This is a genomic window from Acetobacterium fimetarium, from assembly GCF_014284475.1.
GTDB classification, from domain to species: Bacteria; Bacillota; Clostridia; order Eubacteriales; family Eubacteriaceae; genus Acetobacterium; species Acetobacterium fimetarium.
Genome location: NZ_WJBC01000021.1, coordinates 1 through 13485, shown reverse-complemented (window position 1 = coordinate 13485; position 13485 = coordinate 1). Strand labels below are relative to the sequence as shown.

The window sequence follows — 13485 nt, the reverse complement described above, 5'->3', positions numbered from 1 at the left end:
CTATGCGAACAGAATACAATAAAGAATTGAAAATGATAAAAGATGAAATTTTGTTAATGTCCACGATGACTGAAAAAATGTTGTCGGATTCCGTCTTTGCCCTGAACACGAAGGATGTGGAATTAGCCAAAACAGTGATTGACCGGGATGATCTGGTTGATGCCAAGGAAATCGAACTGCAGCTGGTGGTCAGCAAGGTGATTGCCACCCAAGGCCCCGTGGCCACGGATCTGAGACGACTGGCTTCAACTTATAAGATCATCACAAATCTGGAACGGATTGCGGATTTGGCGGTCAATATTTCCAAACGCGTGATTGAGCTTGCAGACGAAATTTATATGAAGCCCTTGATTGACATTCCCCTGGAATGTGAGTTGGCCAAGAAATTGCTCAAACTTTCAATTCAGGCTTTCATCAATGAAGACATCAGCCGCTTGCGGGATGTTGTGGATCTGGAAAACCAGATTGATGACATCAACGAAGCGATCAATCATGAATGCATGAATTATATGATGGAAGATGCAAACAATATTCACCAGGGCACCGTTTTCTGTCTTATTGGCGGCTACCTTGAACGGATCGGCGATCACGCCACCAATATTTTTGAGACCGTCTTCTATATCGTCACCGGAAACTACATCGACTTCAATGACCTCGATGACGAGACGATCAATCAGACTTTAGGATTAGAATAAAACCGGAAATAAAAAGGAGCCAGGAAAATTTTCCTGGCTCCTTCTATTTTTTTGCATATTTGGGTAATTGAGAAATGTATAAAGTACAAACGGAGTACCGACAATTGTTACATCGTGTTGTTTGCATCAAGGCGGACATCTCGGAGAGTGTCCGATCTTGCGCGCATGCAATGAGCCAATCACAAGTGAGCTTGTAGTTGGCGACTGCCCGCGACCAATGCGAAAGGAGCAAAGCGGATTTCGCATGGTGCAGCAGACAACTGATTAACAATTGGTCGGTACGGGTTTGCGGCAATTTTAAAGATCAAAAGCTTTTGATGTTTCGGTCACTGCAATGTCGCGGTCTTTTGACTTGATGATGCAGCTGATCCGGATTTCTGAGGTGGTAATCATCAGCATCTGGATATCATTGTCAGCGAGGAGTTGAAAAAATTTAGCGGCAACGCCAGACTGACTCCGCATACCCACGCCAACGACCGACAGTTTCGAGATGTTTTCGTTGATTAAAATAGCGATGCCGGGATGCTTCTGTTCAAAAGCGGACAGCGCTTCTCTGGCTTCCGCCAGATCAGAAACCGGCGCGGTAAATGAGATGTTGATCAAACCGTCGATGGGAGCACTTTGACTGATCATGTCAATGTTGATACTCTTTTTCGCGAGGTTGCTGAAGAATTGAGAGGTAATATTCAGGTCAAAAGGAATATTACGAATTGTGATCATTATTTCGTCATTGTCGATTGCCAGGCCAGTGATGGATTGTCCTTCCATGTTATGTTCTCCTTTTTTAATGATTGTTCCAGGAACGTCCAGCATGCTGGACGCGACCACGATTTTAGTATTGTATTTGCTGCCGAGTTCGATGGCCCGGGGATGCATGACGCCGGCACCCAGACTGGCCATTTCCAGCATTTCTTCGTAATTGACGGTATCGAGCTTTTTGGCAGGCGGGTAAAGCCGGGGATCGACGCCGTAGATGCCCTCAACATCAGTATAGATTTCACAGGGCGCGTCCAGAACACAGGCGAGAGCGACGGCGCTGGTGTCCGAACCGCCGCGTCCTAGCGTCGTGATATCGTCGTTTTCGTTGACACCCTGAAAACCGGCCACGATCACAATCTTGTTGTCATTGAGCGCATCGAGAATTTTGGTCGTATCGATGCCTTCGATTCTCGATTTGGTGTGACGGCCGCTGGTGCGAATGCCGACCTGGGGGCCGGTGAAGGAAATCGCATCATGGCCCATCGACTGCAGGGCCATCGATAACAGCGAGATGGAAACTTGTTCGCCGGTTGACAGGAGTCGATCCATTTCACGCTTTGATGGATTGGGATTGATATCATAGGCCAGTTTCACTAAATCATCCGTCGATTTTCCCATGGCAGAGACAACGACGACAATTTGACAACCGCCTTTTTTCTTTTCAATAATTCGTTTTGCAACGTTCTTAATACGTTCAACGGAACCGACTGAGGTTCCGCCGTATTTCTGAACAACAATATTCATAGGAATTCCTTTCTTAATCTAATTGGTCAGGCAATTGCGAAATACAAACTGAAATTGCTTTGATTGCGCAAACCGGCAGCGAAGCTCACCAGCGTTTTGCAAATACCTAAATGGTGTGGTTAATCGCTGACAACCATGGACATGTCGTAAAGTCCCGGTTTCTTGTCAACAAGGTATAAAGCGGCTTTGACGGCGCCTTCAGCAAAGACCTTTTTTGAAAGTGCGGTATGCTTGACTTCAATGATTTCATCATTGCCGGCAAAAATAACGGTGTGTTCACCGGCGATGGTGCCGCCGCGAATGGCGTGGATGCCCATTTCATTTTCAGTGCGTTTGCAGTCTCGGCCATGTCGTCCGAATGTATAGTCTTTTTTCTGTGCCAGTCCGTCATTGACGGCATCGGCCAGGAGCAAAGCGGTACCGCTGGGGGCATCGATTTTTTTGTTATGGTGTTTTTCAATAATTTCAATGTCGAAGCCACTTTCCAGTTTCCCGGCCATTTCCATCAGGGCTTTGGCAAGCAGGTTGATACCCAGTGACATGTTGGCGGTCTTGAAAATCGGAATTTCTTTTGAACCTGCATCAATGGCGCTTAAATCCTCCTGAGACAGACCGGTGGTGGCGATGACGATGGGCAGCTTATTGGCCTTGGCGTAAGCAAAGATTCCAGGAAAAGCTTTGAAGTGGGAAAAGTCAATGATCACATCCACTTTTTCTTGGCAGTTTGCCAGATCAGTATAAACGGGAAAGGCCAGAGCATCGTTTTCCTTTTGGTCAAAGCCAGCCACGACTTCACAATCGGGGATTGCCGCAATAACCTGTTGCAGCATGCAGCCCATGGCGCCGGAAACGCCGGTGAGTAAAATTTTTGTCATCTCAGCACCTCCTAGAGCAGTCCGTAGGCTTTTAAATCGGTAATCAGTTTTTCTTTATTGGCTTCTTCCATTTCAACAAGCGGCAGACGCATTTCGCCGCTGTCGAGTCCCATCAGGCCCATGGCCGTTTTGACCGGGATTGGGTTGGTTTCATAGAACATCGCCAAATTGACCAAGTTTGTTTTAAACTGAAGTTCGCGGGCTTTTTTGAGATCGCCGGCAAAGAAGGCCGCGCATAAATCGTGCATATCCCGTGGAATAATGTTGGCAGAAACGGAAATAATGCCTTTGCCGCCAACAGCCATGATCGGCAGTGTCTGATCGTCATTACCGCTGTAAATATCAAGATCATCGCCGCAGACGCGGGCAATTTCGGTGATCTGGCTGATATCGCCGCTGGCTTCTTTAACCGCCGCCACATTTGGAATTTTGCTGAGTTCCTTGATGGTATTGACGGTAATGTTCATGCCGGTACGGCTGGGCACATTATAGATGATGACCGGAATGGTAATGGCCTTGGCAATCGCCGAAATATGGGCAATAATACCTCTTTGGGTAGATTTATTGTAGTAAGGATTGATGATCAGGCAGGCGTCTGCGCCAGCTTTTTCGGCTTCCTTGGAAAGCCAGACGGAATAGGCGGTATCATTGCTGCCGGTACCGGCAATGTAGGGCACCCGGCCATTGATGTATTTTCCGGCATCGCGCAGCAGTTCCAGATGTTCATCATCCGTCAAGGTCGAAGTCTCACCGGTGGTGCCGGCAATCAACAAGGCATCGGTTTTGTTTTCAATCTGCCAGTCAATCAGTTGATGAAAGCGGTCAAAATCAATTTTGTTATCTTTGAATGGTGTTGCCAGGGCAACACAACTTCCAGTAAAAACACTCATTTGTTTCTCCTTTGTTTGTGGTTTAATGTGAGATATCGTACCGACCAATTGTTAATCTGTTGTTCGCTACGGAATCGGACAGGCGATGCCGTGTCCGCTCTGATGCGGACAACATGATGTAACAATTGTCGGTACTGGGTTAGTGTTATAAATAATTGTTATTTTGAGAGTAGAACATATATTGCTTTGATGCCGGTATTCAGAAACAGTTTCGTAACGTGTAGGCGAACAGGCGGTAGCCTGTCCGCCGTACAGTGTAGAAACTGTTTGCTGTATAGCGGTAGCAAAGCCAACGGCACTTGATTTACGAGTCTAGATCAAGCCGCGTTTAACCAGCTCAAAAGCGATCTGAACCGCATTGGTGGCAGCACCTTTACGGATATTATCAGCAACGACCCACAGGTTCAGGCCATTTTCCAGGCTGAAATCCCGGCGAATGCGTCCGACAAAAACTTCATTTCTGTTTTCGGCGATTCTTGCCAGCGGATAAACATTGTTTTCCGGATCGTCCATCACAACAAGACCTGGAAAATGCTCAAACAAATCTCTTACTTTGGCCAGCTCAAACGGTTTTTTAAGTTCAACATTGATGCTTTCGCTGTGGCTGTAGAAAACAGGTACGCGCACCGTGGTGGCAGTGATGCGGATCGTATCGTCATGAAGAATTTTTCGGGATTCATTAACCATCTTCATTTCTTCTTTGGTATACCCATTTTCCAGAAAAGAATCAATATGCGGCAAACAATTGCCGGCAATCTGGTGCGGGTAGAATTCATTTTCGGCGCCTTTCAGACCGTTTTCAAGATCCGCGTAACCTTTGACGCCGGAGCCGGAAACAGCCTGATAGGTGGAATAGACGATTCGTTCGATTCCGAAAGCGTCCAGCAGCGGTTTTAACGGCACCATCGCCTGAATGGTTGAACAATTCGGGTTGGCGATAATGTTCTTGTGCCAGTCCAGATCTTCCGGATTGACTTCGGGAACAACTAAAGGAACCGTGGGATCCATTCGGAAAGCGCTGCTGTTATCAATAACAATGACACCTTTTGAAGCCGCGACCGGTGAAAAACGTTCGCTGGTACCGCCGCCAGCCGAGAAAAGCGCGATATCGATATCCTGGTCAAAAGCTTCATCGGTAAGCTCCTGAACCGGATAGGGTTTTCCGTTAAAGATGATTTCTTTTCCTGCGGAACGTTTTGAAGCCATCGGGTAAAGATTTTTAATCGGGAATTTCAATTCTGCCAGAACTTCAAGCATTTTTCGGCCAACCATACCAGTGGCGCCAACAACAGCAACATTATAAGATTTCATAATTCCTCCATAGTTTTGAAATTAAAAAAAGCCAGTATAAGGATACCAGCTAAAATTCAAAGAAAAAGTCTCAGACGAGATTTAATTGTTTTTTAGATAGCACTCCATCAGTTGAATGATGACAGTCTCACTGTTCTTAACAGTAAGCCCAGGAATTTGGTGGCGAATCAAAATCCTTCGGCGAGCTTTCCTTTCATCACGTTTCATCCCATTGGCCATGGTTGACGTGAGTAATCATAAAGATCGCGCCTCTATCGTTAATATTAAGTTTTGACCATTGTAACAATTAAATGTAATAATTACAAGTGTAAATTTAAAAAAAGACAGCGTGATTATTTTATCAATAAACACGCTGCTTTAAAATGTCGTTCAATCAATTGTGAATAATATCATCGGATGCAGCAAGTTTGAACATACGGAATAAATATTATTCTAATCCTAGTTTTCTTTGGTCAGGTCAATCGCGTCAATCGCATCGTTAATTGATTTAATTAAAGTGTCGGGATCGATACCATGTGCAATCGCACCTGCTTCAATATTTTCAAACCGTGCCGCCATGCAACCAAAGCAGTGCATACCATAAGCCTGAAATACGTTTACTGAATCCGGATATGCATTAACAGCATCTAGAATGCCCATATCTTTTGTTACTTTCATTTTTCTTCACCTCCGAAAAGTGTCTTTTTCAACATACTTATGATACATTATAAAACTTAAAAAAAGATTTTACAAGAAAAAAGAAATAAAAGTCAGCCTACTTGCTAATTTTGATTAGTCGCGTTATAATATTAGCATAGGGGAATTTTATAGTAAAGGGGTGGATTATTGTGATAGTTGATAAAGTAATTGTTGCGAATAAGGCAGGACTCCATGCAAAACCGGCCTCTCTATTTGTTCAAAGAGCCAATGATTTTAAAAGTGAAATCTATATCAAGAAAGAGTCAACACGTGTAAATGCCAAGAGTATTATGGGCGTTATGATTCTGGCGGTACAAAAAGGCGATGAGATACAAATCGAGGCAACTGGTGATGATGAGAAAAGAGCCGTTGAGCAATTAAAACTATTGATTGAAAATAAATTTGATTTTGTCGATGAAGTTTAATAAATAAAAATCGAAAATGAGAATAATTTCGGAAATAAAGTATGAATGAAAGTTCATGCTTTTATTTTTGTGTTTGTGATAAAAATAAACAAAGATCAGGGTGGTGACAAACCACCGGTACCGACTAATTATTAATCGGTAGTCGGTACTTGCTGGCAATTTCTCTGCAGACTGACTAAATTTCATCAATTGGAGACTAAAATGCGAAAAATTTTAATAGCTATTTCATTTTTTACCCGAATCCCAATTAAACTAAAAGACGTAACCAACGAAGAATTCTACGACTGCATGATATTACTCCCTGTTGTCGGACTGTTTATTGGTTTAATATTATATGGCGTTTCAATTTTGTTTTCTCTTATCCATTTTGTTCAACTGCAGGCGCTGTTGATGATCATTGCCTATATCTGGTTAACCGGAGGACTTCACCTGGATGGATTTGCCGATACGACCGATGCCTTGTTCAGTGCCAGAGATCACGATAAAATGATGGAAATTATGAAGGACAGCCGTTTAGGCTCCTTCGGAGCAATCGGTTTAATTTTACTGCTCTTAACAAACTGGATGTGTTACACCATCATTTTACCGGAATACAGCGCAGCGCTTCTGATCATTCCCGTCTTCGGCCGGGTGGCTTCCACCATGTCGACCTGTTTTTCAACCTATGCTCCAGGCGGCGGCGGATTGGGAAAAAGCATCGTTGAGATGACCAAGCCGCATCATTTTGTTATTTATCTGATCGCTTTGCTGGTGCTGGCGACGCTGGCATTAGGACTTCCCGGGCTGGTGGCATCCATCGTCACCTTTATACCCGCGTTCGTGCTGATGAAAAACCTGCAGCACCGAATCGGCGGCATGACCGGCGATACAATCGGAATGACGATCGAGTTGAATCAGACATTTTTCATGATTATCTACAGTATCATGATCATCAATTTTCCACTGTATTTTTCTCTTTTCGGAGGTCTTTTTTAAGGGAAGACAAAGTGAATAATCGAAATTTTTTAGAAAGGAATTGAATGAAAAACAAAACAGTTCCATTAAGTGAACAAAAACATGACACGAGCAGGGATTTTCTGCCAATGTCAAAAGCCGAAATGAAGGCACAGGGTATTGCGCAATGTGATTTCATTCTTGTCAGCGGCGATGCCTACGTGGATCATCCCTCTTTTGGCGCCGCCATTATTGGGCGGATGCTTCAGTCCAATGGATTTAAAGTGGGAATTATTGCCCAGCCAGACTGGCGCGGCGATCAGGACTTCAAGAAACTGGGAGCACCACGGCTCGGATTTCTGGTGACTGGCGGAAACCTTGATTCCATGGTCAACCACTTTACGGTGAATAAAAAAAGACGTCGGGAAGATGCCTATTCACCAGGAGGAGCGGCAGGTCTGCGACCGGATCGGGCAACCATCGTCTATTGTGGTAAAATCAGAGAGATTTTTGGCGATGTGCCTTTGATTATCGGTGGAATTGAAGCCAGTCTCAGACGGTTTGCTCATTATGATTATTGGCAGGACAAGGTAAGACGCCCGATCCTGTTTGATTCCAGAGCCGATCTACTGGTTTATGGGATGGGCGAAAAGGCCATTGTTGAAATTGCCGAAGGCTTGGCCGCCGGCATTCCGGTGGCGGAACTGACCTATATCAAAGGAACCGCAGCGATTCTCAAAGAACCGGATCGGGAAGAGGCTGTGATGCTGCCGTCAGTTGAAGAAGTGAGCGCCGATAAGCTTTTATATGCAAAAGCGTCCGCCCTTATCTACCACTGCAATAACGCCTATGACGAAAAAAGATATCTGCAGAAAAGCGGCAACCGGTATCTTTGCCAGAACCCGGCTCAAATGCCGCTGAGCCAGACGGAGTTTGATGATCTGTATGATCTGCCCTTTACCTATACCTGGCATCCTGCCTATGATGAAAAAGGCGGTGTACCAGGTTTGGAAGAAGTGAAATTCAGCATTACGGCCAATCGCGGTTGTTATGGCAATTGCCGTTTTTGTGCGCTGGCTATCCATCAGGGAAAATACGTGCAGATGCGCAGCAGAGAATCCATTGTCAGAGAAGCTAAGCGGATGATTAAGGATCCGGATTTTAAAGGCTACATTCATGATATTGGCGGACCGACAGCCAATTTCAGTCATAAAGCCTGCAAAAAACAGGAAACGCACGGGTATTGCAAAAACAGAGAATGCCTGTTTCCGGAACCCTGTAAAAAGATCGACAGTAGTCATCGGCCCTATCTGGAAACATTGCGGGCGGTCAGAAAACTGCCGGGCATCAAAAAGGTGTTTATCCGATCAGGAATACGCTACGACTATTTGGCTTTGGATAAAGACAAGGCGTTTTTACAGGAGCTGGTGGAACATCATGTCAGCGGACAGCTGCGGGTAGCGCCGGAACACGTCTCGGAAAAAGTGCTGGATTATATGGGAAAACCGTCGTTTAAAGTCTACGAATCCTTTGTCAAGGATTTCAAAAAATACAACGATCGCGCCGGGAAACAGCAATATGTGCTGCCTTATTTTATTACCGGACATCCCGGGTGCACCTTAAATGATGCGATCAAATTGGCTGAGTATATCCGGGATATGGGCTTTGTTCCGGAACAGGTTCAGGATTTTTATCCAACCCCCGGCAGCATTGCAACGACGATGTATTACACCGGAATGAATCCACTGACGATGGATGAAGTTTATATTCCCAAAGGCCGGGAAAAGCACATGCAAAGAGCGCTGGTGCAGTATAACAAGCGGGAAAATTATCTGCTTGTTCATGAGGCGTTAACAAAAGCGCATCGGGAAGACTTGATCGGAGCCGGCAAAAAGACCCTGATTCCGGAAAAAACGGTTGGTCAGGCAAAACAAACCAAACCGAAAGACACGCAATCCAAAACAAAAAAATTCAAAAGTCCCCAAAACGGCGAAAAAAACAGAGGTAAATATGGAAAAAAAACTAACCGAATCCATTGAGGATTATATTGAAGCCATCTACCTGGAAGATAAAAAGAATGGCAAAGGGGTGCGCATCACAGATGTTGCGGCAAAACTGAACGTGAGCAAAGCCAGTGCAAATGATGCCGTGCGCAAGCTAAAAACGTTAGGGCATGTTGAACAGGAACGTTACGGACAGATTTTTCTTACAGCATCTGGTGAAAAACTGGCGATTGAGGTTTACGAAAAACATCGGCTCATTGCGGATTTTCTGGTACGAACCTTGGATGTATCGATCGAAAATGCTCAAAAGGATGCCTGCGGTATCGAGCATATCATCAGTGATGAAACCTTTGAAAAAATAAAACTGTTTTTAAAAAACGCAAATCCAAATGGACAGTAAAGAAGAAACAAAAGAGGCTGTTGCAAAACTCTGATTGAATTTCAATTTTTTGCAACAGCTCCTTTTTTGAACCTGAGTATGATTGCGTATTTCGGGTAAATAAGTTCTAAAAAAATAAAAAAAAAAGGATGTAAAAATGAACGAAAATAACAAACCGATAAAAGTTGGAGAAAAATATACTGTGGAGATCATCGATATTACCCACAGTGGTGAAGGCGTCGGACGACTGGAAAACATGATCGTCTTTGTGGAAGGAACCCTTCCCGGCGATGTGGCGGAAGTCGAAATTAAAACCGTCAAGAAGACCTATGCGCAAGGCCGGCTTTTAACCATTAACGAGAGTTCGCCTGAGCGAGTAGAACCCGAATGCCAGTACTTTGGCAAGTGCGGTGGCTGTCAGCTGTTGCATATGAGCTATGAAGGACAGTTGTGGGCAAAATCAAAAATGGTGAAAGATGCCCTGGAGCGCATCGGCGGACTGAAAGACCTCGCCGTTGAACCGATCATCGGCATGGAGGAACCGTGTCGTTATCGAAACAAGGCGCAATTCAAAGTTGATCAGAAGGGGATGGGCTTCTATGCCAAAAATACACATAACCTCGTTCATATTGATGACTGTCTGAATCAGCCGGAAAGTGCGGCCGATGTCATTAAAACAATGAACAGCATTATTAAAGACTTGAATCTCAGCATTTATGACGAAAAAACGCAAAAAGGATATGTGCGCGGCGTTCTGCAGCGGACGAATCTTGAGGGCGAAAACATGATCACGATCGTCGTCAATGGCAAAGATCTGAGCCAGCGAGATGCCATTGTCGAAGCGCTTCGCAAGGGTGTTCCCAATGTGAAAAGTATTTATGTCAACATCAATCGGGAAAAGAGCAATGTCATTCTGGGCAAGAAGAGCATTTGCGTTTATGGCGCAGCGCGAATCGTTGAAAAAATCGGCGACCGGATTTTTTCCATCTCACCGAACTCTTTCTTCCAGGTGAACTCCAAACAGACGGTGAAACTCTATGACCAAATTAAGGAAATGGCCGCGTTAAAAGGAACAGAAACGGTTTTCGATCTCTACTGCGGAACCGGAACCATCGGTCTCTATTTAGCCAAGGAAGCAAAAGCGGTCATCGGGATTGAAAGCGTCAACGATGCCGTGCTGGATGCCAGAGAAAATGCTGGATTGAATCAGCTTGATAATGCGACTTTTTATCAGGGCAGAGCCGAAGAGGAAATGGTGCGCATTACCAAAGAAGAGAAGATCAAACCGGATCTGATCATTCTTGACCCGCCGCGAAAAGGCTGTGAAGAAACACTGCTTAATGCCATCAGTGAGTTGAAAACAGCAACCGTCATTTATGTATCCTGCAATCCGTCAACTTTAGCCAGAGACCTGAAAATAATGAAAGAATTGGGCTATGCGGTTAAAAAAGTGCAGCCAGTGGATCTTTTTCCGGGAACTGGCCACGTTGAGACGGTAGTATTGATGTCACGAGTTGAGAAGTAAACCGCTGTAAAGCCTGAAACACAGGTAATTACGGAGTTTAAAGATTTTTGGATATAACCAATCTGCCAGAATCCCTTTAAATATAGATAATTGAGAAAATATCAATTACCAGGTTGAGTTGACGGGATTATTTTTAGATAGGTTGTGTAGACAGCATTGATTTTACAAATAAGAAGATAGATTTTGATACAATAACGGCCACCTTGTGATGAGGTGGCTTTTTGTGTTTGGTGTTTATTTTTAAAATAATCTTCTCTCATATGAAAACCTAACAATAATGTAAGTTTTTCTGCCTGTTTCGTTTAGCGCTATGTTATACTATTCATAACGATATTTTGCATCCTTGGAAAGGAAGAAATTCATGGGGAAAAGACAATTGTCAGAAGAAGATATCAAAGCCCGATACATAACACCAGCGATTACTAACGCTGGATGGGATATTAAAAAGCAAGTGCGGCTAGAGTATGCCTTTACCGCCGGTAGGATTATCCTGCGTGGCAATATCACGGCCAGGGGCAAACAGAAACGGGCGGATTATGTTCTATTTTACAAGAACAATTTTCCATTAGCCATTGTCGAAGCCAAGGACAATAATCATGCCGTCGGTGCTGGACTGCAGCAGGCGATTGACTATGCCAAAGCCTTAGATATTGATTATGTCTATGCATCCAACGGCGATGGTTTTGTGGAACAGAATTTAATCACGGGTGAAGTCAGCCAGCTTGCCTTAGCAGCGTTTCCGTCACCGGAGGACTTATACAAGCGTTATCGAATCGATAAAGGCATCAGCATGGCAGAAGAAAAAGTCATGCTGGAGCCCTATTACTATATCCCGAATTACAAAACCCCCAGATACTACCAGCGGGTCGCGATCAACCGAACCGTCGATGCCGTGGCCAAGGGGCGAGATCGGATACTGGTGGTCAGTGCCACCGGAACTGGGAAGACCTATATGACTTTTCAGATTATTTACCGTTTATGGAAGTCTGGTCTTAAGAAAAAAATTCTTTTCCTGGCAGATCGGAATGTCCTGATTGACCAGACCATTTCTGGGGATTTCAAACCCTTTGGTGGAAAAATGACCAAGGTGCAAAATAGAAACCTGGACAGCTCCTATGAAATCTATCTGGCCCTTTATCAGCAGCTGGCCGGCGATGACGGCGAAGAGGCTTTTTTGCAGTTCAAGCCGAACTTCTTTGACCTGATCGTGATTGATGAGTGCCATCGCGGCAGCGCCAAAGAAGAATCCGCGTGGCGCAAGATACTGGACTACTTTTCATCAGCTACCCATGTCGGCTGTACTGCCACACCCATTGAAACAAAAGAAGCATCGAGCTCCACTTATTTTGGCGAGCCGATTTATGAATACTCCCTCAAACAAGGCATTGATGATGGTTTCCTGGCCCCTTATAAAGTGATCCGCATTGGTCTGGATCGTGACCTTGAAGGCTATCGGCCAGAAGCCGGCAAAGTGGATAAGCATGGCTATGAGATTGAAGACCGGGAATACAATGCCAAAGATTTTGACCGGAAATTAGTTATTGATGACCGTACCCGTGTGGTGGCATCGAAAATCACAGAATTTCTCAAAAAAACAGACCGCTTCAGCAAGACGATCGTATTTTGTGTGGACATTGAACACGCCGAACGAATGCGCCAGGCACTAATCAATGAAAATAAAGATTTATACGCCCAAAATGACCGCTATATTATGCGCATTACCGGGGACAATGATATCGGCAAGGCCCAGCTGGAGAATTTCATCGATGAAGAAAGTACCTATCCGGTCATCGCCATCACCAGCAAACTGATGACCACCGGTGTCGATGCTAAAATGTGTAAACTGATCGTGCTGGAAAACAACATCAACAGCATGACCGAATTTAAGCAGATCATCGGTAGGGGCACACGCCTTTTAGAAGACTATGGCAAGACCTACTTTAGCATCATGGACTTCCGTAATGCCAGCCGACTATTTGCGGATCCGGCCTTTGATGGCGAACCGGAAGTGGTCATTGACCTCGGTCCGGATGATCCCGTCGATGATCCGGGAACTGAAGATGAAACTGAATATGATTCTGGACAAGATGCCGGCAACGATGGGTTCAAAGAAGATCCGGCCGGCTACAGCACCGGCGATACGCCGCCCTTTAATGATGACGGTGACGACAAGCCGCGAAAATATTATGTCGGCGATGTTGTTGTTAAGGTTCTTTCAGAACGGATTCAGTATGTCGATAAAGACGGGAAACTGATTACCGAAAGCCT

Annotated in this window: 12 protein-coding genes and 1 riboswitch; of the genes, 7 read left to right on the top strand and 5 right to left on the bottom strand. The window is 44.8% G+C overall.

The window, feature by feature from the left end; translation table 11 throughout:
• Nucleotides 1–2 precede the first annotated feature (2 nt).
• The gene (phoU, locus tag GH808_RS12165; RefSeq protein ID WP_186843062.1) at nt 3–695 is read left to right on the top strand and encodes a phosphate signaling complex protein PhoU; all 693 of its coding nucleotides are present in this window, start codon (nt 3–5) and stop codon (nt 693–695) included.
• A 297-nt stretch (nt 696–992) separates the two neighbouring features.
• Here phoU and GH808_RS12160 read toward each other — a convergent pair whose 3' ends face one another.
• The 5 genes from GH808_RS12160 to GH808_RS12140 all read right to left on the bottom strand — a co-directional run bounded on the left by GH808_RS12160 (nt 993) and on the right by GH808_RS12140 (nt 5931).
• The gene (locus tag GH808_RS12160) at nt 993–2198 is read right to left on the bottom strand and encodes an aspartate kinase (protein ID WP_186843061.1); all 1206 of its coding nucleotides are present in this window, start codon (nt 2196–2198) and stop codon (nt 993–995) included.
• 119 nt (nt 2199–2317) lie between these two features.
• Nucleotides 2318–3073: a 4-hydroxy-tetrahydrodipicolinate reductase gene (gene dapB / locus GH808_RS12155; protein WP_186843060.1), complete on the bottom strand. Its 756-nt coding sequence runs from the start codon at nt 3071–3073 to the stop codon at nt 2318–2320.
• 11 nt (nt 3074–3084) lie between these two features.
• On the bottom strand, nt 3085–3963 hold the full coding sequence (gene dapA / locus GH808_RS12150; RefSeq protein ID WP_186843059.1) for a 4-hydroxy-tetrahydrodipicolinate synthase: 879 nt from the start codon (nt 3961–3963) through the stop codon (nt 3085–3087).
• 312 nt (nt 3964–4275) lie between these two features.
• The gene (locus GH808_RS12145) at nt 4276–5274 is read right to left on the bottom strand and encodes an aspartate-semialdehyde dehydrogenase (RefSeq protein WP_186843058.1); all 999 of its coding nucleotides are present in this window, start codon (nt 5272–5274) and stop codon (nt 4276–4278) included.
• 89 nt (nt 5275–5363) lie between these two features.
• Nucleotides 5364–5536, bottom strand: a riboswitch (Lysine riboswitch).
• 176 nt (nt 5537–5712) lie between these two features.
• Nucleotides 5713–5931, bottom strand: coding sequence for a DUF1858 domain-containing protein (locus GH808_RS12140; RefSeq protein WP_186843057.1), 219 nt, complete (start codon nt 5929–5931; stop codon nt 5713–5715).
• A 170-nt stretch (nt 5932–6101) separates the two neighbouring features.
• Between GH808_RS12140 and GH808_RS12135 the strand changes: the two genes are divergently transcribed.
• The 6 genes from GH808_RS12135 to hsdR form a co-directional block, all read left to right on the top strand.
• Nucleotides 6102–6377: an HPr family phosphocarrier protein gene (locus GH808_RS12135; protein WP_186843056.1), complete on the top strand. Its 276-nt coding sequence runs from the start codon at nt 6102–6104 to the stop codon at nt 6375–6377.
• Between the two features lie 201 nt (nt 6378–6578).
• Nucleotides 6579–7352: an adenosylcobinamide-GDP ribazoletransferase gene (cobS, locus tag GH808_RS12130; RefSeq protein WP_186843055.1), complete on the top strand. Its 774-nt coding sequence runs from the start codon at nt 6579–6581 to the stop codon at nt 7350–7352.
• Between the two features lie 44 nt (nt 7353–7396).
• Complete coding sequence (locus GH808_RS12125) at nt 7397–9349, top strand: YgiQ family radical SAM protein (protein ID WP_186843054.1); 1953 nt, start codon at nt 7397–7399, stop codon at nt 9347–9349.
• Nucleotides 9321–9713: a metal-dependent transcriptional regulator gene (locus tag GH808_RS12120; RefSeq protein ID WP_186843053.1), complete on the top strand. Its 393-nt coding sequence runs from the start codon at nt 9321–9323 to the stop codon at nt 9711–9713. Before GH808_RS12125 ends, GH808_RS12120 begins: the two co-directional genes overlap by 29 nt.
• A 136-nt stretch (nt 9714–9849) precedes the next feature.
• Complete coding sequence (gene rlmD, locus GH808_RS12115) at nt 9850–11217, top strand: 23S rRNA (uracil(1939)-C(5))-methyltransferase RlmD (RefSeq protein WP_186843052.1); 1368 nt, start codon at nt 9850–9852, stop codon at nt 11215–11217.
• 361 nt (nt 11218–11578) lie between these two features.
• Nucleotides 11579–13485: EcoAI/FtnUII family type I restriction enzme subunit R (gene hsdR, locus GH808_RS12110; RefSeq protein ID WP_186843051.1), on the top strand; the 1907-nt coding region annotated here is incomplete at its 3' end.

What these genes read in the sequence shown, in the direction of transcription:
- phoU (WP_186843062.1), top strand. Translation starts at nt 3, where the DNA reads ATGCGAACAGAATACAATAAAGAATTGAAAATGATAAAAGATGAAATT.
- GH808_RS12160 (WP_186843061.1), bottom strand. Translation starts at nt 2,198, where the DNA reads ATGAATATTGTTGTTCAGAAATACGGCGGAACCTCAGTCGGTTCCGTT.
- dapB (WP_186843060.1), bottom strand. Translation starts at nt 3,073, where the DNA reads ATGACAAAAATTTTACTCACCGGCGTTTCCGGCGCCATGGGCTGCATG.
- dapA (WP_186843059.1), bottom strand. Translation starts at nt 3,963, where the DNA reads ATGAGTGTTTTTACTGGAAGTTGTGTTGCCCTGGCAACACCATTCAAA.
- GH808_RS12145 (WP_186843058.1), bottom strand. Translation starts at nt 5,274, where the DNA reads ATGAAATCTTATAATGTTGCTGTTGTTGGCGCCACTGGTATGGTTGGC.
- GH808_RS12140 (WP_186843057.1), bottom strand. Translation starts at nt 5,931, where the DNA reads ATGAAAGTAACAAAAGATATGGGCATTCTAGATGCTGTTAATGCATAT.
- cobS (WP_186843055.1), top strand. Translation starts at nt 6,579, where the DNA reads ATGCGAAAAATTTTAATAGCTATTTCATTTTTTACCCGAATCCCAATT.
- GH808_RS12125 (WP_186843054.1), top strand. Translation starts at nt 7,397, where the DNA reads ATGAAAAACAAAACAGTTCCATTAAGTGAACAAAAACATGACACGAGC.
- GH808_RS12120 (WP_186843053.1), top strand. Translation starts at nt 9,321, where the DNA reads ATGGAAAAAAAACTAACCGAATCCATTGAGGATTATATTGAAGCCATC.
- rlmD (WP_186843052.1), top strand. Translation starts at nt 9,850, where the DNA reads ATGAACGAAAATAACAAACCGATAAAAGTTGGAGAAAAATATACTGTG.